This window comes from Shimia ponticola (assembly GCF_007995215.1).
Taxonomy (GTDB): domain Bacteria; phylum Pseudomonadota; class Alphaproteobacteria; order Rhodobacterales; family Rhodobacteraceae; genus Shimia_B; species Shimia_B ponticola.
On the sequence record NZ_VCDK01000012.1, the window covers coordinates 14,601 to 38,070 of the forward strand.

Below are 23,470 nucleotides of genomic sequence, written 5' to 3' on the forward strand. Positions count from 1 at the left end.
CATGTGCATGGCCCCGTTTGCACAGCGTTTTTTCCAACAATCAAACCCGACAGGACAATGCAGGCCAGCATGACGCTCGACGCGCGTGATTTGACGCGTGGTCTTTCCCATCTTGAAAAAGAACAAGCGCCTTATGCGGCTGCGCGTGCGCTGACCGATACCGCATGGACAGCTGCGCGCGGCCTCGGCGATCACATGAAAACGGTGTTCGATCAGCCGACGGCATTTACGCGCAATGCGTTCCGGGCACAGGGCGCGACCAAGTCGAAGCTAGAGGCCACCGTCCTGCCAAAAGATCGGCAGGGCGGGCGTCATTATCTGTTTGCGCAGGAAGATGGCGGCCCGCGTCCGCAAACTGGCATTGAAAAGCTGCTGGCGCGAAACGTGGCATTCGAGGGCGTTCTGCAAACCGTCATCCCTGCACAAGATGCGCGGCTGACAAAGGCGGGCAATCTGAGCCCCGGTCAGCTGCAACAAGTGCTGTCGGGTGTTGGTGCGCAGCGAGATCGCACATCGAACACAACCGCAGCCTCGCGTCGGCGCAGGCCGTCGCGCGACGTGTTCTTTGTGCCGCGTGCTGGTCTTGCGCCTGGTGTGTTCGCAAGGTCCCCGTCCGGTCGCCTGAAGATGATCCTCGCGTTTACCGATCGAGTTGCGCGTTACAATCCCCGCTTGGGGTTTGAGGACTACGTCATCGAGGTCATGGCCGATGAGTTTCCCGAGGCTTTTGCCAAGTGGCTCGACCGGGCCATGCGGAGCCGCAAATGATCGCGATGCTTTTTGGGCTGTGTCGGGCTGATTTGAGCCTTGCCGCGTCGTCGGGCGTGCTGGCAGCCAAGGAAAAAATGGCGCGGGTCCTTCCTTCCAACCTTCGCACACGGGTAATTCGCGCCCTGTTTTTGGGGGGATTTTCGGATTTTCCATATCCGCTGGGTTGTGGTTCTTGTTGCGGTTCGACGTCATGACCGACGCCCAGCACGCTGACCTCGACCAATGGCTGGCCGACCACCCATTGCCCGATGGGCAGGAATGCATTGACCTCAACATGACCGAGGCGGCCCAAGTCTTTGGTGTGTCGGTGAACACGGTCAAAGATTGGATCAACGACCCCGAATTGCCGATGCCTGTCGTGTCGCGCGGCACCAACGGCAAGCAATACGTTTTGCGGTTTTCGTGGTGCTACGCTTGGCGCGCCCATCGCGAAGCCGCCCGCGCCGATCGCGACCGCAAGCTGGCCAGCATGCAAGCGAGCCTGATCAATATCGCGCCGGCGTCTGACGACGCGCCGGCGCTTACCAGCAAGCAGATCGGCGAGGCCGCCCGCGCCGCGATGGATATGGCCAGAGCCGAGCGCGAGCGCGGTCGGCTGACGGAGATCGACGCCGTTTTCAATCTACTGGAAGGCCTGATGGTCACATTCCGCAATGGTGCGCTTGGCCTGCCGGATCGCCTCGAACGCGAACTGCAATTGACGCCACCAGAAACCCGCAAAGTCGAACGGGCCCTGGAAGAGCTTCTGGAATCCCTCGGCGCAGAGATCAGCGAAAGCCTGATCGGACCCGCCTATGAGGCCAATTTAGACATGAATCCGCAGTTGACGCTGTCATGAGTTACCAGCCGCGCAATTTCAAACCCCTGCCGCCCTATCGCGACCCGCGTGACGCGCTGGCCAAGGCCCTGCCGTCTCTGCAGCCGCCCAAGCGCGTTTCGGTGGTCGACGCCGCCGAGGCGCATATGCGCGTCAAGGTCAACGAGCAATGGTCACGCTTCAATCGCGACACCGTGCCTTACATGAATGAGCCGATGGAAATGGCCACGTCGCGTGATTATCGCGCAATGGTGTTTGCCGGCCCGTCGCGCACCGGGAAAACCATGCTGCTAAACGCCGTCTGGGCGCACAGCATCATGTGCGACCCTGGCCGCGTCGCCATCTATTTCGACGAACGCACGACCCGCGACAGTTTCGAGCTCGACACGTTCTCGGCGATCGTGCGCAATTCGCCTGACATCGCTGCGATGCGTGGATCCGGACGCGGCAGCGATACGATCGAAAGCAAGCTCTTTCGTGGCGGCTCACACGTGACACTGGATATCGCAACGGCCAGTCGCATGCAGGAGCGGACACTGCGCGTCGCGCTTGCCACCGAATTCGACCGCTGGGGATCCAGTATCGACGGCGAGGGCGAGCCATATATCCTGCTGTCAGCGCGGACACACATGGCGGGCTCGCGCGGCATGGTGATCATGGAAAGCAGCCCCCGCGCGCCAATCAAGGATGAAAACAGCGTCAGCGCCGACCCCCATGTGCCGCCGCTGGTCGATTATGGCGTGTTTCTGCAATACCGGACCAGCACTCGCGCCCGGTATTATTGGAACTGCATCGAATGCGGTGCAGGCTTTGTTCCAAACTATAATCTGCTGGACTATCCAGACAGCCGCGACCCGGTCGAATGCGGTGCCATGGCCCGCCTGCGTTGCCCGCATTGCAACGAACGCATTGGGCACGAACACAAGGATGACATGAACCGCGCCGGTCAGTGGCGGCATATGGGAAAGGATGGAAAAACCGTCCTTATCACCGATCCTGACATCATTAAAACCATCATGTTGGGCTATTGGCTCGACGGTCTGCAGGCCGGGTTCATGACTTGGGCTGACATCGTGCAGGCTACGGTAAAGGCCGAGGCGCAATTCGCCGCGACCGGCGATGAGGAAAGCCTGCGCGCCACCATAAATACGCGCCACGGCATGGCCTATCTGCCGCGTGCTGGCGCAGGCGGAGACATTAGCCTTGATGATTTGCGCCAGAAGGCATCGCGCGCGCCGGGCCCGCGCGGCACCGCACCGGATTGGACGCGTTTCATAACGCTGTCGATTGATGTCCAAAGCACATATTTCAGCGTGGGTGTGTACGCATGGGGCCTCGATGGCCGGCGCAAGCCGATCGACCGTTTCGATCTGAACGTCGCGCCCAAAGCGCAAGAGGATGCTGCGGACAGGGTTTTGAAGCCGGGTCTTTATGCTGGCGACTGGTCGGTGCTGACGGATCTGGAAACCCGCCGCTGGCCGATCGAAGGCGGCGATTGGGAGCTCGGCGCGGTGGCTGCGGTTGTCGACATGCAAGGCGAAAAGGCGACGACACCAAACGCCTACGCCTTCAAACGCGAACGTCGCAAAGCCGGTTTCGGGCAATTCTGGTATCTGAGCCGGGGGCGCGAAAAGCGTGATTACCCGGATCGCGTTTGGCTCGCTACGCCTGAAAAGGCATCCGGCAAATCAAACCGCCGCGCGGCAAGGGATATCCAGATTCTAAACATGGCCACCGACCGCTTGAAGGGCGCGGTCGCGGCCAGCCTGACCATGGCCGAGGATGGCGCGAATTACTGCCATATTCCCGGCTGGATGACGCAAGAGGAACTGACCGAATTTACCGCAGAGCGCAGCGATGACCAAGGTCGCTGGTCCAAGCGCCCTGGATTCGTGCGCAATGAAAGCCTCGACCACGCTGTGCAGGCCTTGGCGCTGTTTATCGTCTTAGGCGGCGAGCGTCTGCGCCCGGATGCAATGCCTGATTGGGCGCGCCTCGATCTTGCAAACCCGCATGCACGCTTTGTCGGCGCGCCAGACAAGGCCCCTGTCACTGCACCGCCACGCGCCGCACCGGCCCCGTGGATACCGAAAAGGGATAATTGGCTATGAGCACAGCAGCCCAACTTGCACGGCTAAAAGATATGTATGCCAAGGGCGTTTTGTCTTTGGAGCAAGGCGGCGAAAAAGTGTCCTTTGCCGATGGTCGTGAGTTGCGCACCCGGATCGCGGATCTTGAGCGGCAATTGCAGGCCGAACAGGGTATGGCTGGCGCGCAAAGCGGGATCAGCTATCCGGCATACGATCGGGGGACGCGCTAATGCGGTTGTCTCTGATCGACAAGGCAGTTTTGTCTGTTGCGCCGATGGCGGGCCTGCGCCGCATCGAGGCGCGAGCGGCAGCGGGCCGCATCATGGCGTATTACGACGCCGCCGGCGGCGGTCGCCGCCAAGGATCCTGGCATCCGTCGCGCGGTGACGCCGACGCCTCGGGCGGCAGACGTCAGCGCCTGTCGTGGATCTCGCGCGACATGATCCGCAACAACCCCATTGCAACCGGCGCTGTGCAGACGATTGTCGCGCACACGGTCGGCAAGGGTATCCAGCCGCGACTGGCTGGCTTTGATGATGCGCCGGGAACCAAAGCCAATGGCGGCGGCGAAAGCGAGCTTTTGGAAACCGCCAAGGCCGCGATGAAATTGCATTTTGACAGCACGCGCGTCGATTATCGGGGCCGCGAAACGCTTGCCGGTCTGCAGCGCCTCGCAATGGCCGCCGTCGCCACCGATGGCGAGGTGCTGATTGTTCAGCACGACCAAAGCGCAGGGCTTTATCCGCAGTTTGAGGTTTTGGAAATCGACCACCTCGACAGCGGCGCATGGAAATCGCACACCAATGGGGGATATGTGCAGGATGGCATCGAATACGATGCCAATGGCCAGCGCGTCGCCTATCATCTCTATGAAGAACACCCAGGCGCGCAGGGCTTGATCACGTGGCGTGCCAAGACTTTGTCGCGGCGTGTCCCGGCAGAGATGGTTTTGCACCTCTACCGTCAGGATCGACCCGGACAAGAGCGGGGGGTGACGTGGTTCGCGCCGGTTGCGCTCACGCTGCAGGATCTGGCCGACTACGACGATGCCCAGCTGGTGCGCCAGAAAATCGCCGCTCTGTTCACGATCTTTCGCCGCACCGATGCGCCTGGCACTGCGCCGCAATCCCTGTCGCCTGGCGCGATGGTCGATGTCTCGGACAGTGAAAGCTACGACTTTGCGACACCGCCCGGTGTCGAGGGATACGACGAATTCACGCGCGGCCAGCTGGCGCGCATCGCCAAGGGTCTTGGCCTGACATATGAGGCGCTGTCGGGCGATCTGCGCCGCGTCAACTTTTCCAGTGGAAAAATGGGGCGGCTGGAAATGGATCGCAACGTCGAGGGGTGGCAGAAATTCATCCTGATCGACCAGATGCTGACACATATCGGGCGCGCCTTTTTGCGAGCTCTGGCGCTTGAAAACCCCCTGCAAGCGGCTCGCATTATGACCGCGACGATCGATTGGGTTCCGCCTGCAAGGATTATGGTCGACCCATCCCGCGAACTGCCGCCGATGATCGAGGCCGTGCGCGCCGGGTTCACAAGCCGTCAGCGCACGCAAACTGAACTGGGCCGCGATCCTGACATGATCCACGCCGAGATCCTGGAAGATCAAATCCGCGCCGACGGCGACAAAATGATTTTTTCCAGTGATGGCCGATATCAGGCAGCCGCCGCCCCCGCCGTCGCGCACACCGAACAGACCGACGACGTCACCCCCGAAAGGACCACAGCATGACCGACATCTACCTTTACGGAACCGTAGGCCAATCGTTTTGGGATGAGGCCTGTTTCACCGCATCGGATGTGGTCCAAGGCCTGACCGAATCAAATGGCGGCCCGGTAACGGTTCACCTCAATTCTGGTGGCGGGATTCTGAATGAAGGCACCACAATCCACAATTTGCTGCGCAATCATGCCGGCGACGTCACCATTCAAGTCGAGGGGATCGCCGCCTCGGCGGCCAGCGTTATTGCCATGGCGGGTGACACGATCGTGATGGGTCACGGGGCGCAGATCATGATCCACGACCCGGCGCAGATGTTTACTGACGGGCGGGGCACCGAAGATGACCACCGCCGGGCGGCGGAAGGCTTGGGCCAGGCGGCCACGGCCATGGCGCAAATCTACGCCGCACGATCCGGCCAGCCGATCGCCGACGTGCGTCAGATCATGAAAGCAGAAACGTATTTAAATGCAGCTGATGCTGTGGCGCAGGGCTTTGCCGACCAGACGTCTGACGATCCGGCCACAGAGCAAGAGGTCGCCGCGTTCAACTACGCAATTTACAAGCGCGCCCCGGCATCCTTGCTGAGTGCTGCGCCGCGTGCTGCGAAGCCTGATTTTCAACCGGCCCTTGTGGCCATGATGGCGGGCCTGCCCGCGCAACAAAGGAGCTCGGCCATGGCCGCAAAGGACCTTAACACACTCGATCCAGAAACCGCCGCCGCGCCGGTCAAGACGGCGCAAGCTGTCGCCGCTGCCGACGATGATGTCGACGCAATGGATGACGACGAAACAACCGCCGCTGACGCGTCTGACATTGCAGCGATGGATGACGACGCCGAGGCAGCTGCGGGCGGCGACGATGACATCGATGCGGCAGATGACGATGACGACAATCCGGCAACGGCAACTCAGCTGACGCAGATGGTCGCCAATTTTGGCCTGCAGGCCAGCGTCGCAGCGCACATGATCGCCAAATCAATGACGGCAACCGAAGCCTCGGCACATATCGCCAAGGTTATGAAAAAGGACAATCCCATGACCGGAACACCCCGTCGCGGCCCCAGCCGTGCGACGATCCTGCGCGACGAGCGCGACACCCGCAACGAAGGCATGACCGCTGCACTGGTCGCTCAGTTGTCGCGTCAAAAAGACGTCACTGGCCCGGCGCGGGATTACATGGCCAACTCGCTTGTCGAGATCGCCGCCATGGCCTCGGGCTATGATGGCCCGCTGCGCACAGCCACCGACAAGATCAAGGCGTTCACCGCCGCTGCGCACTCGACGTCGGACTTTCCGGCGATTTTTGAAAACGTGATGCACAAGCGGTTGTTGGACAGTTACAATTTTGTCGAGCCAACCTATCGCCGGATCAGTGAGGAAATCTCATTTGCCGATTTCCGCGAGGTGCCCTTGGTCCGTGCCGGTGATTTCCCAGACCTGCAGCCGATCGGCGATAACGCCGAGATCAAGCACGGTACGTTTGGCGAAAGCAAAGAAACCGCGTTGTTGGCACCCTACGGTATCCAGATCACCATTTCCCGCACCATGATGATCAATGATGACTTGGGCGCGATCGACCGGGTGCTGTCGCGCTACGGTCAGCGCATCGCGCAGTGGGAAGATCGCACATTCTACAGCTTTGCGCTAAATGCTAAGATGTCCGATGGTCAAGCCATGTTCCGGACGCAGCGCGGCAACCTGGCCGGGACCGGCGCGGCGCTGACGATCGAAACGCTGGATGCGGCCAATATTGCGTTTTCTGAGCAAAAAGGGATCGACGGTGAAACGCTGGATCTCATTCCCAGCATCATCCTGACGGGTGCCAAGCAATCGCTGGCCGCGAAACGGATTGTCGCCGACATCACTGCCAGCAGCGCCGCCGAGGTCAACCCGTTCTCGGGTGATTATGAACACGTGCAAACGCCGCGCATCGCTGGCAATGAGTGGTATGTGCTGACCGCGCCGAATGCCGGCGGCGGTGCGCAGTGGGTTTACGGCTACCTCGACGGTGCCGAAGGGCCGCGTGTGCGCACGGATGAGCCATTCGGCTCGCAGGGTTTTGGCATGTCGGTCGAGCACGATTTCGGCGTCGGGGCGCAAGATACGCGCTTTGCGTACAAAAACCCCGGTCAGCCCTGAACAGCGCCCGGCGACGGTGAAAATCTGGGCGGCGGGACAGACCCGCCGCCCTCCGATGGCGGTGCTGCCGCCATGGCAGCGGGCGCACAGTCCGATGCTGATGAAATGTCCGGTGGCATGATGAGCGAAATGATCGAGCCCATTGTGACAGCAGTGACAGACCCTCTTATGCCTTAAGAAAAGGATTTCCTTCCATGGCTAAAACTCTACTGCAAACTGGTGACGTTCTGACCGTCACTGCAACCGACGCGATGACCTCAGGAAAGGTCTATTTGGTCGGCAAGCTGGTCGGCATGGCGCTGAATTCTGCGGCGATCGGTGAAACCTGTGACTTGCGTTTGACGGGTGTGTGGAAAGATCAGCCCAAGGTCGAGGCGCAAGCCTGGGCGCAAGGTGCCACACTTTATTGGGACAATACGGCGGAAAACTTTACAACGACCGCCTCTGGCAACACCAAGGCTGGCCACGCATGGGCCGATGCCGCCAATCCGTCCACCACAGGTGTCGTGCGCCTGTCGCAGATCGCCTGATCTGTAAAAATAGCGGGGGGCGGCGCATGTCTTTGTTCAATGGCGTGACAGAGTTGTTTTCGGATGTTTTCGACGAACCTGTCACGCTGCTGCGCGCAGGTGCCGACCCCATCGATACGCTGGGCATCTACCGCGAGGAGCCTGTCGTGCAAAACGATCAGGATGGTCACGAAATCCTTGCTGTGGCCTCGGTCCTAAAGGTGCGACGTGGCATCGATCACGGTCTGCAGGCGGGTGATCGCGTTACGGTCGAGAGCCACCCCGGTCGCACATTCGAGGTCCTGTCACGGCAGCCGTCGCGGTCGCCAGCTGACGACAGGCACATTTGTTTTGAATTGCGCGACGTGACGTCGGCCGCAAACTGAACGGACATTTTTCAAAATGACCACACCCCATGCGCGCGGCGTCTTGCGCAACGCGATCCGCACGCTTTTGTCCACCGAGCCGCTGCTGGCTGATGCCAGTCATGTTCTGTCATCGACAAAAGTTGATGAAGATCAGGTGCCGCTCTATTCGGTGTCGATTCCGTCAGAGGAAGAAACCACCGACAGCAGCAGCCTGACGACTGTGGTGTCACACGTGGTGATCGCCGCGACGATCGCCGCCGGTGCTGACCAAATCGAAGATCAGCTCGACCATCTGGGCGAAGCGATCCGCGCAAAAATGGTCGGCGGGCTGCGAGTGGAAACCGGCGTTGCGACGCCTGACCTAAAGCGAACCGAATTTAAAACCGGCCAGACCGGCGCGACCCTGACGGGCACGGTCATGATGCTTTGGCATGTGACTGCCTATCTGCGCGACGCCTGACGATAACAACCCCCGAGACCCTACCGAAAGGACTTAAAAATGACCGGGACGCGAGTTTATAGCCAAGCCAAAGCTGGCCTTGATCATGACATTCAGATGCATCTGCGGCACGGGGATCCTGCCGTGACAACCGAGGTGCTGGGGCATGAAGATTTCACACATCCAAACCTTGAGCCGCCGCGCCTCGACGTCGGTCACATGCGCAGCCCTGGCAAGGTCGGTGAGGAAATCAATGCGCCACGGCCAGCGGTTCAATATGAAATCGCTCTGCAGGATTGGGCCGGGCACGCGTCGCATGACGTATTCCGGACGCTGGAAGCATCGGGCGAGGTCATCGAGTTTCTGCTGACCAAAGACGGCACGCTGCGCGGTTGGGCGGCAAAGGTCATGTATTTTGATCCGACCGATGCCGGCATGCGCGACAAGGGCATGGCAGTGCTGAAATTGTCGATTATGGCCGAAATTGAAACGCCCGCGCCAATTAGCTGATGTTGCGATTTTTGCGCTCTGGCCCGCCCGTGTTAACCATGGGCGGGTTGTGTGTGTTTGAAACCGCGACTGGCAAAAGCGCGCCTGCCGTCCTCGATGCGCTGGCCGCCCAAGCGACAATCGCGCCCGACAAGCCGTTGCCTGCTCCGCTGGTCGCCGATCTGGCTGGTCTGACCGCCTCGGCGCTCAAATGGTCCGGCGTTGCAGCACCGCGTGCCACGCGACGGGCGCATCGCATGCTTGCCTCGCGCCCCGAGGAACTGGCCGCGATGTTGACCAACTTTCTGGCTGATCCAATTCCCAGCAAACCGCACCCGGCGGCCAAGGGTTCGGCAAACCTAAATGCGCAAGCGACGGGCCTGCCGTCGGCCCTCACGTTGCGGGCCGATTGGATTGCCGCCGGATTTCCGGCTGCTGCATTTGAACCGCTCGCTCTTTGGCAGCACGCGCGCATCGGACAGGCCCGCCAATCCGCACAGATCTCGGCGATGTGCGATGCTGCCGTTGCGGCCCGCGCTGCGCAACTCGACGGAAAGGATTTCCGTCATTGGCTTGATGAGGTGACGCGGGCCGCTGATGCCGCCAGCGGCAAGCCCAAGCCCGACCTGTGGCAATCGCTTGATGCCACAACCGCACATCTGCCGCGCCTGAGCGCAGAAGAATTTGCCCGCATGAAAGGTCTGCAATGAAACGTCCTGTTGGTCGCCTGACGGCCTTTCTGCGTCTCGACAAGGTCCAGTTTGACAAGGGCCTAAAATCTGTTCGAGGTCGCGTTACCGCCCTAGGCGCATTTGTAAAGCGCACGCTGGCCCCGTTGGCTGTGTTGGGCGCTGGTATTGGCACGACCCAATCGGTGCGGCGGGCCCTCGATCTGATCGATGCGCAGGCCAAGTTGGCGCGCTCGATGAATACGACCGTTAGCAGCATGCAGGTGCTTGAACGCGCCGGCGAGCTCGCGGGCGTGTCCATGTCGCAGTTGGAAACCGGTTCAAAGGATTTGTTTCGGCGTCTCAGTCAAGCGGCAGGGGGCACAGGACCCGCCGCTGAGGCTCTGCAAGAGCTTAAACTGTCAGCGAATGATCTGATCAGTCTGCCGCTTGATCAGCGCATCGAGGCAATCAATCAGGCGTTGCTTGACCACGTCCCGTCTGCACGGCGCGCAGCCGTTGCTGGCGCTCTTTTCGGCGAGGAAGGTTCGATCGCGATGACGCGGCTGGATCCGGCCACGCTGCGGCAGGCGAATGATGAAATTCAGAGATTTGGGCGCGAGGTCAGCCAGGTCGAAGCTGCCAAAATCGAACAGACAAATGACGCTCTGTCGCGCTTGGGGTTGATCGGGCGCGGTCTGGGCACGGATCTGACCGTCGCCATCGCCCCTGCCCTGACCGCGATCGCAAACGGCCTGTCGGGGATGGTGGCCGGGTATCGTCAAGTGCGCACATTCCTCGGCGATGTGCTTTTTCTTTACCGTGAGACGGCCCAAGCCGTTAACGGCTCGCTCGGGATTATCGACGCTGTGCGTGCGGCCTTTGCCGCTGTCTGGTCTGCGGTTGTGGGTGCCTTCAGGGCTGTGTCGGGGTTTGTTGGTGGTCTGCGCGTGCTGGCCGAGCAGTCGGGCGGAATTGGGGCTGTTTGGGATCATCTGGGCAGCCTAGCAAGCGAGGTCGCGCAGCGAATTGCCGATGTGTTCCGCGCTGCCGGGCAGGCGCTGCGCGGGGCCTTTCAAACCGCAGTGGGCCATGTGATCACCTATTTTGCGGACATGGTGGCGCGCGGTGTGGAATTTGGCGCACGGATGACCGATATCGCGCTCGGTGCCAAGGATGCGATGATCGCTGCGTTTGGTGCGCTGCCGAACGCGCTCGGGTCGTTGATGTATCAAGGCGCGAACGCGGCGATCCAAGGCGTCGAAAGCATGATCAACGGCGTGATCGACCGCGTAAATCGCTTTATCACGGCCATCAACGGCGCAATCGCCAGCCTGCCCGATTGGGCGCGTGGGGATTTTGGGGGGCTCGACACCATTGACGCTGTCAGCCTTGGCGGCGTCGGCAATCCTTTTGCCGGATCGACGGGCGTTGCTGCCGCCGCGAGTGCCGCGTTTAGTGCGCGGCAGGGCGAAACGAATTTTGGGCCAGGTGGCGCGGGTTTGCGCTCGGCGGGGGCTGGCCTGATTTCGCTAGGCGTGCAGTCGGGGCAGACCGCTGACACGCTGTTTTCAGGCGCGCGCCGCCCGCTTGCTGCTTTGGGTGACCTATCCAGTGCAATCGATGCGGCTGCACAGTCTGCCGAAGCTGCGCAGGCCGAAAGCGATGCTCTGGCCGATGGGTTGGATCAGGTAGCGGTCGCAGGCGGCAGCGCCTCGGACGCCCTAGGGGGCGGCGGTGGTGGGTCTGCGGCGGGATCCGGTGGCGGTGGTGTTGCAGGCGCAGCTGACAAGGCGAAATCGTCGCTAGAGACCCTGCGGGAAAATGTGCGGTCGATTTCGGAGCGTCTCGGCGATGCCGTGACCTCGGCGAATAGCTTTGGCGAGGCGTGGGGCAATGTTAAGTCGCTCGCGCTTGATGCAATTCGCAAAATTGCAGCCAATTGGGCATCCAACGGCATCGAAACAATAATCAATCGGATGAGCGGGATCGGTTCCGGTGGCGGTACGCCCAACCTGTTTGGTCGATTGCTCGGCGGGCTTTTCCCAGGTCGCGCTATGGGTGGTGGCGTGCGCGCCGGTCAGATCTATCAGGTCAACGAACAGACGCCGCGCAGCGAATGGATGTTTGTCGGCGCAAATGGTGGCGTGCTGAACCACGGGCAAATGACCAACGCGGTCAGCCGCGCGATGGGCGGGCGCTCATCGCAGGAAGCGGGCCGGATGCGCATCATGTTGGATGCAGGACTAAAGGCTGAATTCCTTAATGCCGCTGCAGAGCAGTCGGTCGAAATCGCGCGGATGGGCATCGAGGCAAATAATACATCGGTGCGCCAAGCGCAGCGGCGGGGGTAAAGCATGGCAACCTTTCTGGATTTGACCGCATCGCTTGGGCAGAAAATCAGGCACGAAAATCTGCGCCTGATCGGCCAGACGACTGATTACAATCCGGGGATCGATGGGCGCGAACAGGTGCTTTACACCGAGAATAGGGTTTGGCGCGGGTCAATCGTATTTCCGACCATGGTCGGGCGCGATTTGGCTTTGTTGCGATCGGTGCCGACCCGTTTGCGCGGGCGGGCTGGTGTTATGCGATTGCCCTTGATGAATATCGCAAGTCCTCGTTTCGAGGGTGATAAGGTCGCCTTCTGGCAATCCGTTGGGGTCCCGCAGGCGGATATTGATCAGGGGGCGGCGGCATTTGCAGATGGTGCAAATTTTGCCGACGGATCTGGCTTTGCGTTGCCGGATGCCGATGACGAATTCCTGACAGATCCGCAAGCCATCGGTGACACGACGATTAAGCTGACAGGATATATTGGGCGCAACCTGCAGGTCGGTGATCGGTTTTCGATCTTGGCGCGGCTTTATGAGGTCGAGGAAAACCAAGACGGTCAGATCACATTTTCACCCCCGGCACGCAAAGATGCACCTGCCGGCACGCTTGTGCGCGTGTCGGAGCCGCATATCGATGTGCGTTTGGCGGGAAACGAGGATTGGGAAGTGGTGATCAATCTCGGCCATCATTCCGAGGCGTTGACGGTCAATGTTGTCGAGGCCTTTGACAGATGATCCAATTTCTAGAGGCCCAGCCGCCCGAGCACCAGGACCATGTGATGGATCTGCTGGGCCGTGGGGCGGTGCAGATGGCCGTCATGTTGCACTTGGACTTCGCGGCGCAGCCGGTTTGGCTGTCCAATCGCAATGTGCCGTTTGTCGATCAAAAATGGGGGTACACGTGGGGTGCGGGTGGCGGTCTGCTGGTCAGTCTGCCGGATCTTAGCGGTGGTGATGACCAGCTTGCCCCGTTTCATGAATACCGCTTGGGCATTCCCAATGAATGGATCGATCGCGAAAATTGGGCTGCTGAATTGGTGCAAATGGTCGGCGACAGGTCTGACTATGTGGGGCGGGACTCGGGGCTTTATGGCCAATTGTTTGATCCGGACACCAATCAGCCTGCCGGACATCCGTTCGCTTTCGATATTGGCATCATGGACCGCATGAAAGCGGCTTTCCCGCGCGGCGGCGCGATCGTCAGTCTGACAACCGAAAGTTTCATGGCCCGCAAGGGTGTGCCGGTCTATGGGATGCTAACTTACCTTGACCAAAAGCGCCGCCATGCCAACGACGAAGGTCTGCAGTTTGTGACAGAGGCGAACAAACTGATCACCTGGACGGATTGGTAAGATGCTGGCCGATTTCATCGCAAAAACCCGCTCTGATCCGTTTGAGTGGGGCAGCAACGATTGTGCTTTGTGGTGCGCCTCGGCGGTCGAGCATGAGACCGGATTTGACCCTGCCATCAATCTGCGCGGGACTTATGCCAGCCGCTTTGCGTGTCGTCAGATGATCATGGCCGCAGGTGGTCTTGTTGCGCTGATCGTGCCACGGATGGTTCATCCCATGATCGGGGATCTCGACGGTGACGGCGTCGCGGTTTTACATCTCGACGGCCAAACTCTGTGCGGCTTGATCGTTGATGGTCGCGCCGTCGTAAAGGGTCAGCGCGGCCTGCGCATCGCAGATGATTTTTCTATTCTTAGGGGGTGGTCATGCCGCAGGCCTTAGCTGTCATTTCGCCCGCCCTGTTTGGTGCAGGCGGCACGCTGGCTTTGGTCAGCGCGACATCGCTGACCGGCTTGACCTTTGCCGGAGCGATCGTCAGCGTTGGCGGTTCGCTGCTGCTGTCTGCCGCCACGAATGCCCTATTTGCCCCGGATGTCCCGGAACAGGCGCGCCCGGAAAACATTCAAGCCAACAGCAAGGTTTCAACAGCGCCGAGGGCGCGTCATTACGGTGTGGTCAAGGTTGGCGGCAATGTCGTGTTTCACCGCGCTCGCGAGGGCAAATCCTACCGCGTCGTGATCCATGGTCATGGTGAAATTTCGGCAGTGCTTGAACGGTATTTGAACAACGAACCTGTTTCGATCGATGGCGATGGCTTTGTGACCGACAGCCAATATCGCCACGGTGGTCGCTCGCGGGTGCAGCTGATCGAGCGGCAAGGCGTTGTGCCCGAAACGCATTATTCCGAGATAACAGACGTTTGGCCGGAATGGACGTCCGCGCACCGCCTCGATGGGCTTTGGTCGACGCTGATCATCGCTGAAAGTGTCCCGCCGGAAAAATACCGCGCGATGTACCCGAAAAATGAGCCGGATTTGGCTGTTTTGGCTGAAACCACAAAGTGTGCAGATCCGCGCACAGGTCAAACCGAGTTCACCGAAAACATGGCGCTCGCGATCAGCGACTATGTTGCATCGCCGGATGGGTTCAATCGGCCCGATGCGTTCGATCCGCAGGACGTCGCCGCGCAGGCTGACATTTGTGACCGTGAAGTTGCCTTGGCAACTGGCGGCACCGAAAAGCTCTATCGGATCAGCGGGTCGTATCTGTTGAACGAAAAGCCGCAAAAGGTGCTGGCGCGAATGCTCGACGCCTGTGCCGGGCGCATGCGATTGAAACCGACAGGCAAGGTTGGGTTGAAGGTCGGGGCGTGGGTCGATCCTGTGTTCACGCTGACCTATGGTGACATCTTGGAGGTGCAGGAGGTCAACAGCGGCCCGGATATTCTCGACCGCTACAACGAGTTGCCGGCGCGTTTTAACAGTCATGATCTCGGGCATATCGAGGTCGATGCCCAGTCGTGGCAGGATGCGTCGCGCGTGGCCGACGATGGCGAAATCCTGCCCGGCCCTGACAAAAGCCTGTTGATGTGCCCATCGCATCGCCAAGCTCGGCAGGTCATGAAAATACACACCGAGCGCGACAATCCGCGCCAAGAGGTCATGATTTTGTGCAAGCCTCGGGCGCTGCCAGCGATCTATGAGGACACTATCGCGCTGAACGCGCCGGAGCTGGGTTTGATTGGCGATTATGAGGTCGCAAGCCATACGCTCAATTTTGCCAAGGGCCTTTTGCGGGCGGTGGCGCTGACCTTGCGCAAGATCGATGCTGCGGCGTTTTCTCTAGCTTTAGATGAACAGGGCACGGTGCAAGAATTGCCCGAGCCGGATACGCCTGCCGGCGTGCCCCTGCCCCAAAACGTCACGGCAGCAGCGGCAGGCATTCGGACGGCGTCTAACACCTTTGTTGCCGGTATCGGCGTTGGGTGGCAGGCCCCGCCAAGCGACGCGCTGACACCGCTGCTAAAGGTGTCGAAAACGGGTGAGAATAATTTTCAGGACGTTTCGGTCGGTGATGATGCGACCTCGATCGTTATTCCTGGTCTTATTGATGGGCAGGGCTACGACATATCATTGGCTTACGTCACGCCCGGTGGCGTTGTTGGCGATGCGGTTGTCATAACCAACGTGATCGCAGCTGCGGCGACTGACCCGCCAGCGGCACCGACAAACCTGACCGTCTCAGATGCGGGCGGTGGCGCGGCGCTTGTCGAGATGATTGCGTCAATCAGCGAAAGCCTTTGGAAAACCGAAATCTACCGCGACGCGGTGCTGGTCGGCGTGGTCTACGCGGGTCCAGGTGCGGAGATTGCATTCATCGACAGCAGCGGCGCTGGCACGTTTGATTGGACCGCCCGGTCGGTCAACGTGTCCAACGTCAATTCCAACAACGATGCCGGCCCGGTGACCGCCGTCATCGCCTGATCAAGCAAAATCGAGGGGTAAAAAAATGACCTATCCGCACGGAGGGGCAAGTGAGATTTGGCGCGACGGCGTCGACAATGCGCACAACCCGCGCAAGCCCGAAATTCGTGACTGGGGTGGCAAAGTCGAGGCCGATGCAGTCGAGCAGGCCGCGCGGCTTTTGCAGTTGGAGGAGCGCGATCAGCTGACGCCAAACCCAAAGGCCCCAGTTGCCGCCGCGACGTTGTCAAACATCACGCTGACGGGCGAACAGACGATCGACGGCGTCACAACCTCGGCAAGCCGGGTTTTGGTGCGCGCGCAAAACGACGCCACGGAAAACGGCATTTATGTGAGTGCGGCAGGCGCGTGGGCGCGCGCCGCCGATGCTGACGATGGCTCGGCCCTGTCGTGGGCGACGGTTCTGGTGGCAGATGGTGCGCAGTTTGGTGGCACTGCATTCATCTCGGCGGTGGCGTCGCCGACCATCGGCAGCGACAGCATTCCTTGGATTCAGATCGAGGCCGTTGCGTCATTCGAGGGGCGCGTCAACGATGCCGAGGCCGATATTGCCGATTTGCAGGACTCACGCAGGGCAGCGGCTCAGGCTGCGGTCATTTATACCGGTGCGGGCCCGATCTATCCATTTGCATCTGACGCAGAATTGGGCCCTGTGTTGTGGTGGGACGTTAGCGCCCAGTCGGTCGACGGTTTGGGGCTGCGTCGTGGTGCTGATGAAGGCACCCGCAACCGCGAGGATCTGGCGCTTGCTGCGGCGAGCGGGTCGAAAATTGCGTTTTTCACCTACGGTCAGAGCCTTTCCACGGGCAAAGATGCCAATCCGGCTTTGTCATTGGCGCAGCCGTATTCAAATGTGATGTTTAATGGTGGCGCGCTGCCGGGAGCGACCGACGGGGCGGCAGAGGATGACCCGTCGCTGTACGCGTCCTTTGTGCCGCTTGTGGAGGAAACCGAGGAAACCCCGGTTTCCGGTGCCGTAAACTATGCGCGCACGCTCGCTGCCATCGAAAATGGTGAGGATCCGAACGCCGTGGCGATTTTGGGTGCGGCCTTGGGCAAGGGCGGCGCGCCGATCGCGGGTCTTAGCAAAGGCACGACGCACTATGACGATGTCATTTTGGCTGGTGCCCTGCAGGGCATGGTCGCCATTGATCCGCAGTATAAGTTAACCGCGTTCGGATGGCTGCAGGGTGAGGCGGATCAGACAAATCAGACTGACAAGGCGACCTATAAGGCGGCGCTGCTGCAATTGCAGCAGGACATCGAGGCCGATGCGCAGGCGCAGACTGGTCAGACTGAGCCCGTCTATTGCCTGACGTATCAAACCAACAAGGACACGATCGAGCGCACCGATGTGCCGGCGGCCCAGCTGGAACTGGCGCGTGAGAGCGATCGGATATTCCTGGTCACGCCCCTCTATCATTTGCCGTTTGCCGCAGGTGGTCTGCACCTTTCTGCAGTCGGTTCAAAATGGGCTGGGGCCTATGCTGGGCGCGCTTTGAAACAGCTCGGCGATGGCAAAGTGCCAGACCGGATTGATCCGATCAGCGCGACGGTGCGCGGCTCGACGCTCACAATGCGGTTTGACGTGCCTGTGCTGCCGCTGCGGTTTGATCGAACGGCGATGGCGGCGACCATCGATAACGGGTTTCGCGTCGTTGACAGTGCCGGCACGGTGGCCATCGACAGCATGACCATCCAAGGCCGCGACGTGGTCTTTGAGTTGGCGGCAATGCCAAGCGGTGCGACGGTGCTGCGGTACGGTCACGACTACACAGGCGCAGGCCTGCTGATCGCAAACCAAAACGGTGGCAGCGGGAATTTGCGCGACAGCGCGCCCGAGGTCGAGCGGATCGACGGTGTTGACCGTCCGCTGCACAACGTGTGCCCGCAATTTGAAATCCCTGTTTTTTCCGTGTCGGAGTAGAATAGATGCAATTTACAAAGCTGCCTATCACAGTGCCTGGTGCGCGAGCGTCGCTGCCTCTTTCGAGTGTTGAAAGCCTTGCGGGCGATGAGCCGTCAGCGTTTGGGCATTGGGTTCTTGGGCCCAGTGTCGAAAGTTATGCCGGGATCGGCGACGACGTGGCGTTGACCGATCAGGCAAGCCCGCCCTCGCTTGGCGCAAACTTTGCCAATATTGCCCCGACGAATGCCCTGCTGACCCCGCTTGCGGACACAGGTCAAAGTATCACAATTTGCACGGTTGCGCGGTTCCCAGCCTCGACCAACGGCGTGACTATGATCACGGGCAACCTTGCGGTCGGGTCAGCAAGCGGGCGCAGCATGTTCCGGGCGGGCGGTACGGCAAACAAATTCAGCTTTCGCGGGAACGGCACGACGCACACGTCCACTTTTGAACCAACGGACGACACCTGGCATTTCTTTGCAGTCACGCACGACACCACGCAAATCACGAGTAACGTGCGCATGTTCGCGGGTTCTACGTTCGAGACGTTTGACGACGACATTTCGGGCTATGCCAACGGGCCTACCAACTTTGCATTGGGCGACCCCGGCTTTACCACCAGCGCGCGGAATATTGAGATTGCGGAATGCATCTATTTTGAACGCGCATTGTCTACTGCGGACATTCAGACCGTGTTTACCCGGTCGGTCGCGCGCATGGCGGATCGCGGCGTTACTGTGGTGGCGTTGTGATGGGTTTCAAGCTTTCACGCCGCAGTCTTTCCCGTCTAAACGGGGTTCACCCTGACATTGTGGCGGTCATCCGTCTGGCCATCCAAAACACGCCAATCGACTTTGCCGTTATTGAGGGGCTTCGGTCGCTGGACCGCCAGAAACAACTGGTGGCGTCCGGAGCGTCTCAAACGATGAACTCACGCCACCTGACAGGCCACGCCGTCGATATTGCCCCGTTTGTTGACGGGCAAATTTCGTGGCATTGGCCGCACTATCACCAGCTTGCACCTGCCATCAAAGAGGCGGCGCAGGAATTGGGTGTTAGCCTTGAATGGGGCGGCGATTGGCGGTCATTCAAAGATGGCCCGCACTGGCAACTATCGTGGGACGAATACGGCAAAACGGACATGGCACCGCGCGCGAAGGGCGCAAAGGCCATCGGTCACGTGCCTAACGCTGTTGTGCAGATCGACACCCCGGCACCGCCGCCTAAGCCCGTGGAACTGCCAGAGGGCGTTGCGGCTATCCTAGAAGACGCCGACAAGGCACCATCATCGTCAAGCACGATCATGGCGCAGGTCAAGCAATGGCTTGGCTCAATGGGCCTCAGTGGCGCGGGCTTGCTGGCGTTTTTCAGAGACCAAGATAGCGCGGTCCAAATGGCTATTTTGGCCATTGTCGCGGCCATCGCCATTTACCTTGTCGTGTCCGGTGGTTCGCATGTCGTGAAAGAGCGCACCCGGAAACAGAAAGAGGCTCGCGCCACCAAAGAGGCGTTGGGGCTATGAAGGCGGCAATTATCGGTGGGGTCTGCCTGACGATTTTGGCCGCCGTATTCCTGTACATCCAAGACGCAGAGCGCACCAAGATCAAAAACAAAGGGCTGAACAAAGATGTCGAAACACTTGAAAATGCTGCGGACGCTGTTCCCCCCGGCTTTGATGCTGATGACGCTGCCGGCGTGTTCCTCGATCGGTGTGAGCGGCGAGGCCTGGACTGTGGCCCTCGCCCCCCGCGTTGATGCTTTGACCATCGCGATTGCTGAAAACCGGGACTGCATCCCTGACGCGGTGTTGAAGGCGGCAGGTGAGCTGGTCCTGACGTATGACGCCATCGCCTTTGCGGAGTGTGCATAATGACCCACGTCGACCATGCAGATTCCATTGTCATCGCCATCATTTCAACAACCTATTTGGTCTTTGCGATTCAAGTCAGGCTTCAAACAACAGCGCACGGTCGCAGGACAAAGGCCGGTCGCGCGTTAAATCAGCTCGTTAACGTATTCGTGCTGTGCATGGTGTCCGGTTATGTGTCGGATCTGCTGCCGCCGAGCTGGTGGATCATTCGGGAGGTTTTTCATTGGGCTTTGGCCGCTGCCGCCTTGCGCTTGGTCCTTTCAAATCAAGCGGGGGCCGTCAGCGCGGCGTTGGACAATGGACCACATAATTGATCACCTGTCTGGGCCGAATGGCGGCGTGAATGCGCTGTGTTTCATTGCCGGATTTGCTGGGGCTTATAGCTACGCCATGCGCACAATCGTTGCGGAGGCCCGGAAACGGATTGATCGCCTTGAGACAAAGGTCGATGAATTGCAGCGCGAGCTTTTGATGGAGGCTCGATCACATGACAGATCCTAAGGTCGGAAACGCGGCTCTGGTCAAACTCGAAGATGCACCCGAGGGCGGTGTGATCGAATTCACCAAAGAAGAAGCGGCGGCACTGCGCCAAATTGTAAACTGGTGGTTGAACCTGCGCGCAACGGCTTTGGTCGGTGGGGCATTGGTGCGGTTCGTCAAGTTACTTGCAGGCTTTGTCGCGTTCATTATCGCTATTCGCGCCGGGTTTCTGGAGTGGTTGTCGCGCTTCTTGTCGGAGTTTCTAAAATGATCACATCGCATGCATTTACTGTTCTCGCGGCCGGACTGGCAGCATACGCAGTCGTTGACGTTGCCGAAAGCTTGGTGCCTGTCGTCTGGCGCATGAAGGCAGAGGCGGTGTCCTATGAGGCCGGAACCTATACCGCGCGCGTCAGCGGGTACAAGCTAAAGGATTGCCTTGTTGTTCCTGGCAGTTTCATCGGCTGGTATCGTGACGCCGCAGAATGGCGTGAGGTTCCGATTGCGTTCCCTGACGACGCTTCGCCCGATAGCAGCAACCCGGCCGGGTGGTCGCCTCAGTCGTTTGGATTGTTCGAGTGGTCGGACGTCCCAGAGGCCGCGCGGAAGGTCAAAGCAACGCTTGTGCATAATTGCGATGGGCATTTAACAGTGACGACCGTCGGGCCTTTCCGGCTAGACAAAGAGGGTGTGTAGCGCCAAACAATGCTGTCATGACTCGCGGGCAGACATTCTGGGAAAAACTGATGACGCCGGACGCCTTTCATGGCGATCCTTATGGCGAGCTGACGAACCAAATCAGTCACGTTGCGCTCGGTCATGTTCTGTCTGTGTCGCTGTGCATCGCCTATCTTTGGTCGGCTGGTGAGTTGCCCTATCGCGTGTATATCATCGCCATCGTCGGGCTGATTTACGCCGCAATCGAAATGCTGCAGGGCTGGCGCGGATGGGATACCGTGATGGATACCTACGCCACGATCGGTGGCGCGTGTGTTCTGATACCATTGACCGAAATTCGGATGCCAGATGTTTGGTACAAACCGCAGATCGAGGTCAATTTGCTATGGCTGGTTGGCGTTTTCGTGGCTGTGGCAATACCCATCTGGGCAAGGGTTGCGCAGCGCGATAGGCAAAGCCGTGAAATGTGACCTTCTGCGGGACTGCGGCCTTTCCTAACAACTATTAGGTGTGTATTCCAAAGGGAGTGTTAGGATGCCCTTATGGAATGGCCGGAACTTTCAACAAGAATTTTGCTAGTTTCTGGCGTGATCGAGTTTGTTGTGATCGTCTTGCTATCGCGCCTTTTGCCTAAGCGCCGCCGCAAGTTGTATTGGCGGATTTGGCAAAAACTGCGCCGCCGGGTTGATTGAATCCTCGGCGGTTTACTTGCGACCAATGCTGAAAATCCAGCGCCACAGCGCCGGAATGAGGTCGTCAAGATACTTTGGTGGGATCACGCCGTGATCTGGGCATTCGGGCCCGCTCGCGCCGTCGGAGGCCGCCAGCAGAGGCTTGCCGCATTTAGGGCAGGTGGCGATTGGCATGTGTTCGTTCATTTATGCAAGTTTTAAAATGAGGCGGTCTTTAAACACATTGACAGTCATGTCGGGTGTCCAATCGCTTATGAAATCGCCGATGGCCTGCAAGCCTTCATTTTTTGTTTCTGTATCCACCCATGCGAGCGTCGAAACCAAATGCCCGTCGCTGTCGCGCGCTTCGGCTATCCATCCCTGCTCTTTGACCTCGGCTGTAGTGGTCAGGTGAATTGCTGAAGGGTTCTGCATAGCGATTGGTCCTTTATGATTAGTGGTCGCGACTGCGATCCGGGCCTATGCCCATCGCCTGCATAATCCGCACAGTTTCGGGATCAGTCTGTGACCGCGCCCATTCCTCGCTTTCTTCCTTAGAGGCGTCGAACTCACCGTCTGCAACTCGCTTCGCGAACTTGGTGAAACCCGCTTTCTTCAATTCGATGTACAAGGCTGTGGGGCCGCAAACATGAACGTCGGCATAGTCATCGAACTCGCCGGTCTCCGCGCGCGCAGCCAGTGCTTCATATATCACTGCATTCGCAGGCTGGGCTTTGGCGGCCACCCTGCGAAGCTCGGCGGCCAACCGTTGTTTTGTTGGCAGGGTCATGCAGCCAACTCGTCGCGCAAACGGAAGCCCAACAGCGGCCAGATTTTGTCGCGTGCGTTGGCCTTAGCAATCTTCTGGCCAATCTCAGCGTTAAAGTTTTCAGGCGATGCGCAGGCGCTCTCACCAGTTACAGTGAAGCCGTTACGCAGCGTGAGGCAACAAACGGTCAAGCAAGACCCGTCGAAGACATGAAATTGTTCAGAGACAATTTCCGCGTCCAGCATTTCAGGAGTGACACGTTTTGCGGTCAAACCTTTCTGTTGGATTTCCTTCTCAATCACTTTTTCGTCTTTGGACATTGGTGGCTCCTTTGGTCCTATTTGTTGGATTTGGAAAACTGTTCCAAAGCCTGTTGGATTGTGGGGTGGCGTTCGCCCATCGCCCCATCGCGCTTGTGCCGCTGCCAGAGGCAGAGCTTTAGTGATCGATTGGAGCAAGGTCGAATTTCAAACCGGATCATCCGCGCATGGGCCAAGAATACCGCGCGCGTCAGCGTGTTGAAGTCGTGAGTGGCCCACGAGACGTTTGCCAAGTTGACCTGCAAGCCGTAACCCAAAGGATTGAAGTCGCCCGACACGTGGTGAAACCCACCGAGCAAATCGGCGACCATTTGAGCGCAAGCCCATTGATCGTCAGTCATCCAATCCGCGCGGTAATAGTGTGCGTCGTCATGCGGCATGTCTTGGGTCCTTTGTGTTTAGCGTATTCTTGCAAGGCACTGCTGACCGTTCGCTGCGCCGCAAAACGCGCACTCACCATGGAAGTCAGTCACAGGGTTTGTCTGGCAGCGTCGTGGGAATGGATCGGCTTTGCCGCCCTCGATTTGCTCTCTTTGATACGCCGTCCGCAGCGCCTCATAAGCGGTCGCCCCGCTCGCCTTCACTGTGCCTTCTGCTGCGTTCACAACCACCCATTCTTGGCCTTCCTCTTCGCGGAATA

33 protein-coding genes are annotated in these 23,470 nt (G+C 59.4%); 27 read left to right on the forward strand and 6 right to left on the reverse strand.

The features are described from left to right. Nucleotides 1–57 precede the first annotated feature (57 nt). From FE702_RS18335 to FE702_RS18715, 27 genes are all read left to right on the forward strand, one after another. On the forward strand, nt 58–768 hold the full coding sequence (locus FE702_RS18335; RefSeq protein ID WP_147127804.1) for a hypothetical protein: 711 nt from the start codon (nt 58–60) through the stop codon (nt 766–768). Further along, nucleotides 765–965, forward strand: coding sequence for a hypothetical protein (locus tag FE702_RS18340; protein WP_147127805.1), 201 nt, complete (start codon nt 765–767; stop codon nt 963–965). The genes FE702_RS18335 and FE702_RS18340 overlap by 4 nt, the downstream gene beginning before the upstream one ends. After that, nucleotides 962–1,609, forward strand: coding sequence for a terminase small subunit (locus FE702_RS18345; RefSeq protein WP_147127806.1), 648 nt, complete (start codon nt 962–964; stop codon nt 1,607–1,609). Before FE702_RS18340 ends, FE702_RS18345 begins: the two co-directional genes overlap by 4 nt. Next, on the forward strand, nt 1,606–3,699 hold the full coding sequence (locus FE702_RS18350; protein ID WP_147127807.1) for a terminase gpA endonuclease subunit: 2,094 nt from the start codon (nt 1,606–1,608) through the stop codon (nt 3,697–3,699). The genes FE702_RS18345 and FE702_RS18350 overlap by 4 nt, the downstream gene beginning before the upstream one ends. Then, nucleotides 3,696–3,908 (forward strand): phage head-tail joining protein, encoded by a 213-nt coding sequence (locus FE702_RS18355; RefSeq protein ID WP_147127808.1) that lies wholly within the window; start codon nt 3,696–3,698, stop codon nt 3,906–3,908. Before FE702_RS18350 ends, FE702_RS18355 begins: the two co-directional genes overlap by 4 nt. Continuing rightward, nucleotides 3,908–5,419, forward strand: a complete 1,512-nt coding sequence (locus FE702_RS18360; protein ID WP_147127809.1) for a phage portal protein — start codon at nt 3,908–3,910, stop codon at nt 5,417–5,419. The genes FE702_RS18355 and FE702_RS18360 overlap by 1 nt, the downstream gene beginning before the upstream one ends. Next, entirely contained in the window at nt 5,416–7,548 is a 2,133-nt protein-coding gene (locus tag FE702_RS18365) for a head maturation protease, ClpP-related (protein WP_147127810.1), read from the forward strand. The genes FE702_RS18360 and FE702_RS18365 overlap by 4 nt, the downstream gene beginning before the upstream one ends. Nucleotides 7,549–7,742: 194 nt before the next feature. Next, entirely contained in the window at nt 7,743–8,078 is a 336-nt protein-coding gene (locus FE702_RS18370) for a DUF2190 family protein (protein WP_147127811.1), read from the forward strand. A gap of 26 nt (nt 8,079–8,104) precedes the next feature. Continuing rightward, nucleotides 8,105–8,443, forward strand: a complete 339-nt coding sequence (locus tag FE702_RS18375; protein WP_147127812.1) for a head-tail joining protein — start codon at nt 8,105–8,107, stop codon at nt 8,441–8,443. A gap of 16 nt (nt 8,444–8,459) precedes the next feature. After that, a complete protein-coding gene (locus tag FE702_RS18380) occupies nt 8,460–8,885 on the forward strand; it encodes a hypothetical protein (RefSeq protein ID WP_147127813.1) in 426 nt (141 codons plus the stop codon). Nucleotides 8,886–8,924: 39 nt separating this feature from the next. Then, nucleotides 8,925–9,374 (forward strand): hypothetical protein, encoded by a 450-nt coding sequence (locus tag FE702_RS18385; RefSeq protein ID WP_147127814.1) that lies wholly within the window; start codon nt 8,925–8,927, stop codon nt 9,372–9,374. Further along, nucleotides 9,374–10,063, forward strand: a complete 690-nt coding sequence (locus tag FE702_RS18390) for a hypothetical protein (RefSeq protein ID WP_147127815.1) — start codon at nt 9,374–9,376, stop codon at nt 10,061–10,063. The genes FE702_RS18385 and FE702_RS18390 overlap by 1 nt, the downstream gene beginning before the upstream one ends. After that, the gene (locus FE702_RS18395) at nt 10,060–12,375 is read left to right on the forward strand and encodes a phage tail tape measure protein (RefSeq protein ID WP_147127816.1); all 2,316 of its coding nucleotides are present in this window, start codon (nt 10,060–10,062) and stop codon (nt 12,373–12,375) included. Before FE702_RS18390 ends, FE702_RS18395 begins: the two co-directional genes overlap by 4 nt. 3 nt (nt 12,376–12,378) lie before the next feature. Next, complete coding sequence (locus FE702_RS18400; RefSeq protein ID WP_147127817.1) at nt 12,379–13,092, forward strand: hypothetical protein; 714 nt, start codon at nt 12,379–12,381, stop codon at nt 13,090–13,092. Beyond that, a complete protein-coding gene (locus FE702_RS18405; RefSeq protein WP_147127818.1) occupies nt 13,089–13,709 on the forward strand; it encodes a hypothetical protein in 621 nt (206 codons plus the stop codon). The genes FE702_RS18400 and FE702_RS18405 overlap by 4 nt, the downstream gene beginning before the upstream one ends. A 1-nt stretch (nt 13,710) precedes the next feature. Next, nucleotides 13,711–14,091, forward strand: a complete 381-nt coding sequence (locus FE702_RS18410; protein WP_147127819.1) for a DUF6950 family protein — start codon at nt 13,711–13,713, stop codon at nt 14,089–14,091. Next, nucleotides 14,076–16,133: a hypothetical protein gene (locus FE702_RS18415; protein ID WP_147127820.1), complete on the forward strand. Its 2,058-nt coding sequence runs from the start codon at nt 14,076–14,078 to the stop codon at nt 16,131–16,133. Before FE702_RS18410 ends, FE702_RS18415 begins: the two co-directional genes overlap by 16 nt. A gap of 25 nt (nt 16,134–16,158) precedes the next feature. Continuing rightward, the gene (locus tag FE702_RS18420) at nt 16,159–18,060 is read left to right on the forward strand and encodes a sialate O-acetylesterase (protein WP_147127821.1); all 1,902 of its coding nucleotides are present in this window, start codon (nt 16,159–16,161) and stop codon (nt 18,058–18,060) included. Nucleotides 18,061–18,065: 5 nt separating this feature from the next. Continuing rightward, the gene (locus FE702_RS18425) at nt 18,066–18,794 is read left to right on the forward strand and encodes a hypothetical protein (RefSeq protein ID WP_147127822.1); all 729 of its coding nucleotides are present in this window, start codon (nt 18,066–18,068) and stop codon (nt 18,792–18,794) included. Next, nucleotides 18,794–19,564 (forward strand): M15 family metallopeptidase, encoded by a 771-nt coding sequence (locus FE702_RS18430; RefSeq protein ID WP_147127823.1) that lies wholly within the window; start codon nt 18,794–18,796, stop codon nt 19,562–19,564. Before FE702_RS18425 ends, FE702_RS18430 begins: the two co-directional genes overlap by 1 nt. Before the next feature lie 153 nt (nt 19,565–19,717). Then, entirely contained in the window at nt 19,718–19,912 is a 195-nt protein-coding gene (locus FE702_RS18435; protein WP_147127824.1) for a hypothetical protein, read from the forward strand. Beyond that, nucleotides 19,912–20,226: a hypothetical protein gene (locus FE702_RS18440; protein WP_147127825.1), complete on the forward strand. Its 315-nt coding sequence runs from the start codon at nt 19,912–19,914 to the stop codon at nt 20,224–20,226. Before FE702_RS18435 ends, FE702_RS18440 begins: the two co-directional genes overlap by 1 nt. Further along, nucleotides 20,210–20,413, forward strand: a complete 204-nt coding sequence (locus tag FE702_RS18445) for a hypothetical protein (protein WP_147127826.1) — start codon at nt 20,210–20,212, stop codon at nt 20,411–20,413. The genes FE702_RS18440 and FE702_RS18445 overlap by 17 nt, the downstream gene beginning before the upstream one ends. Next, nucleotides 20,400–20,663, forward strand: coding sequence for a hypothetical protein (locus FE702_RS18450; protein WP_147127827.1), 264 nt, complete (start codon nt 20,400–20,402; stop codon nt 20,661–20,663). The genes FE702_RS18445 and FE702_RS18450 overlap by 14 nt, the downstream gene beginning before the upstream one ends. Next, on the forward strand, nt 20,660–21,088 hold the full coding sequence (locus FE702_RS18455; RefSeq protein ID WP_147127828.1) for a hypothetical protein: 429 nt from the start codon (nt 20,660–20,662) through the stop codon (nt 21,086–21,088). Before FE702_RS18450 ends, FE702_RS18455 begins: the two co-directional genes overlap by 4 nt. A gap of 17 nt (nt 21,089–21,105) precedes the next feature. Next, nucleotides 21,106–21,540 carry a hypothetical protein gene (locus tag FE702_RS18460; protein WP_147127829.1) on the forward strand — a complete coding sequence of 145 codons (435 nt, stop codon included), beginning with the start codon at nt 21,106–21,108 and terminating at the stop codon, nt 21,538–21,540. A 72-nt stretch (nt 21,541–21,612) separates the two neighbouring features. Next, complete coding sequence (locus tag FE702_RS18715; RefSeq protein WP_186827164.1) at nt 21,613–21,762, forward strand: hypothetical protein; 150 nt, start codon at nt 21,613–21,615, stop codon at nt 21,760–21,762. Between the two features lie 12 nt (nt 21,763–21,774). Here the strand turns inward: FE702_RS18715 and FE702_RS18720 are convergent, their stop codons facing one another. From FE702_RS18720 to FE702_RS18800, 6 genes are all read right to left on the reverse strand, one after another. Next, nucleotides 21,775–21,936, reverse strand: coding sequence for a hypothetical protein (locus FE702_RS18720; RefSeq protein ID WP_222611840.1), 162 nt, complete (start codon nt 21,934–21,936; stop codon nt 21,775–21,777). A gap of 12 nt (nt 21,937–21,948) precedes the next feature. Next, entirely contained in the window at nt 21,949–22,176 is a 228-nt protein-coding gene (locus FE702_RS18465; RefSeq protein WP_147127830.1) for a hypothetical protein, read from the reverse strand. A 19-nt stretch (nt 22,177–22,195) separates the two neighbouring features. Further along, nucleotides 22,196–22,531, reverse strand: coding sequence for a hypothetical protein (locus FE702_RS18470; RefSeq protein ID WP_147127831.1), 336 nt, complete (start codon nt 22,529–22,531; stop codon nt 22,196–22,198). Next, the gene (locus tag FE702_RS18475) at nt 22,528–22,830 is read right to left on the reverse strand and encodes a Gp49 family protein (RefSeq protein WP_147127832.1); all 303 of its coding nucleotides are present in this window, start codon (nt 22,828–22,830) and stop codon (nt 22,528–22,530) included. Before FE702_RS18475 ends, FE702_RS18470 begins: the two co-directional genes overlap by 4 nt. A 17-nt stretch (nt 22,831–22,847) precedes the next feature. Further along, a complete protein-coding gene (locus FE702_RS18480; protein ID WP_147127833.1) occupies nt 22,848–23,210 on the reverse strand; it encodes a hypothetical protein in 363 nt (120 codons plus the stop codon). Between the two features lie 18 nt (nt 23,211–23,228). Next, the coding region (locus FE702_RS18800) for a hypothetical protein (RefSeq protein ID WP_222611841.1) at nt 23,229–23,470 on the reverse strand (242 nt) is incomplete at its 5' end.

Excerpts from the sequence above, each read along its gene's own strand:
- FE702_RS18335 (WP_147127804.1), top strand. The coding sequence starts at position 58 with ATGCAGGCCAGCATGACGCTCGACGCGCGTGATTTGACGCGTGGTCTT.
- FE702_RS18340 (WP_147127805.1), top strand. The coding sequence starts at position 765 with ATGATCGCGATGCTTTTTGGGCTGTGTCGGGCTGATTTGAGCCTTGCC.
- FE702_RS18345 (WP_147127806.1), top strand. The coding sequence starts at position 962 with ATGACCGACGCCCAGCACGCTGACCTCGACCAATGGCTGGCCGACCAC.
- FE702_RS18350 (WP_147127807.1), top strand. The coding sequence starts at position 1,606 with ATGAGTTACCAGCCGCGCAATTTCAAACCCCTGCCGCCCTATCGCGAC.
- FE702_RS18355 (WP_147127808.1), top strand. The coding sequence starts at position 3,696 with ATGAGCACAGCAGCCCAACTTGCACGGCTAAAAGATATGTATGCCAAG.
- FE702_RS18360 (WP_147127809.1), top strand. The coding sequence starts at position 3,908 with ATGCGGTTGTCTCTGATCGACAAGGCAGTTTTGTCTGTTGCGCCGATG.
- FE702_RS18365 (WP_147127810.1), top strand. The coding sequence starts at position 5,416 with ATGACCGACATCTACCTTTACGGAACCGTAGGCCAATCGTTTTGGGAT.
- FE702_RS18370 (WP_147127811.1), top strand. The coding sequence starts at position 7,743 with ATGGCTAAAACTCTACTGCAAACTGGTGACGTTCTGACCGTCACTGCA.
- FE702_RS18375 (WP_147127812.1), top strand. The coding sequence starts at position 8,105 with ATGTCTTTGTTCAATGGCGTGACAGAGTTGTTTTCGGATGTTTTCGAC.
- FE702_RS18380 (WP_147127813.1), top strand. The coding sequence starts at position 8,460 with ATGACCACACCCCATGCGCGCGGCGTCTTGCGCAACGCGATCCGCACG.
- FE702_RS18385 (WP_147127814.1), top strand. The coding sequence starts at position 8,925 with ATGACCGGGACGCGAGTTTATAGCCAAGCCAAAGCTGGCCTTGATCAT.
- FE702_RS18390 (WP_147127815.1), top strand. The coding sequence starts at position 9,374 with ATGTTGCGATTTTTGCGCTCTGGCCCGCCCGTGTTAACCATGGGCGGG.
- FE702_RS18395 (WP_147127816.1), top strand. The coding sequence starts at position 10,060 with ATGAAACGTCCTGTTGGTCGCCTGACGGCCTTTCTGCGTCTCGACAAG.
- FE702_RS18400 (WP_147127817.1), top strand. The coding sequence starts at position 12,379 with ATGGCAACCTTTCTGGATTTGACCGCATCGCTTGGGCAGAAAATCAGG.
- FE702_RS18405 (WP_147127818.1), top strand. The coding sequence starts at position 13,089 with ATGATCCAATTTCTAGAGGCCCAGCCGCCCGAGCACCAGGACCATGTG.
- FE702_RS18410 (WP_147127819.1), top strand. The coding sequence starts at position 13,711 with ATGCTGGCCGATTTCATCGCAAAAACCCGCTCTGATCCGTTTGAGTGG.
- FE702_RS18415 (WP_147127820.1), top strand. The coding sequence starts at position 14,076 with ATGCCGCAGGCCTTAGCTGTCATTTCGCCCGCCCTGTTTGGTGCAGGC.
- FE702_RS18420 (WP_147127821.1), top strand. The coding sequence starts at position 16,159 with ATGACCTATCCGCACGGAGGGGCAAGTGAGATTTGGCGCGACGGCGTC.
- FE702_RS18425 (WP_147127822.1), top strand. The coding sequence starts at position 18,066 with ATGCAATTTACAAAGCTGCCTATCACAGTGCCTGGTGCGCGAGCGTCG.
- FE702_RS18430 (WP_147127823.1), top strand. The coding sequence starts at position 18,794 with ATGGGTTTCAAGCTTTCACGCCGCAGTCTTTCCCGTCTAAACGGGGTT.
- FE702_RS18435 (WP_147127824.1), top strand. The coding sequence starts at position 19,718 with ATGCTGATGACGCTGCCGGCGTGTTCCTCGATCGGTGTGAGCGGCGAG.
- FE702_RS18440 (WP_147127825.1), top strand. The coding sequence starts at position 19,912 with ATGACCCACGTCGACCATGCAGATTCCATTGTCATCGCCATCATTTCA.
- FE702_RS18445 (WP_147127826.1), top strand. The coding sequence starts at position 20,210 with ATGGACCACATAATTGATCACCTGTCTGGGCCGAATGGCGGCGTGAAT.
- FE702_RS18450 (WP_147127827.1), top strand. The coding sequence starts at position 20,400 with ATGACAGATCCTAAGGTCGGAAACGCGGCTCTGGTCAAACTCGAAGAT.
- FE702_RS18455 (WP_147127828.1), top strand. The coding sequence starts at position 20,660 with ATGATCACATCGCATGCATTTACTGTTCTCGCGGCCGGACTGGCAGCA.
- FE702_RS18460 (WP_147127829.1), top strand. The coding sequence starts at position 21,106 with ATGACTCGCGGGCAGACATTCTGGGAAAAACTGATGACGCCGGACGCC.
- FE702_RS18715 (WP_186827164.1), top strand. The coding sequence starts at position 21,613 with ATGGAATGGCCGGAACTTTCAACAAGAATTTTGCTAGTTTCTGGCGTG.
- FE702_RS18720 (WP_222611840.1), bottom strand. The coding sequence starts at position 21,936 with ATGCCAATCGCCACCTGCCCTAAATGCGGCAAGCCTCTGCTGGCGGCC.
- FE702_RS18465 (WP_147127830.1), bottom strand. The coding sequence starts at position 22,176 with ATGCAGAACCCTTCAGCAATTCACCTGACCACTACAGCCGAGGTCAAA.
- FE702_RS18470 (WP_147127831.1), bottom strand. The coding sequence starts at position 22,531 with ATGACCCTGCCAACAAAACAACGGTTGGCCGCCGAGCTTCGCAGGGTG.
- FE702_RS18475 (WP_147127832.1), bottom strand. The coding sequence starts at position 22,830 with ATGTCCAAAGACGAAAAAGTGATTGAGAAGGAAATCCAACAGAAAGGT.
- FE702_RS18480 (WP_147127833.1), bottom strand. The coding sequence starts at position 23,210 with ATGCCGCATGACGACGCACACTATTACCGCGCGGATTGGATGACTGAC.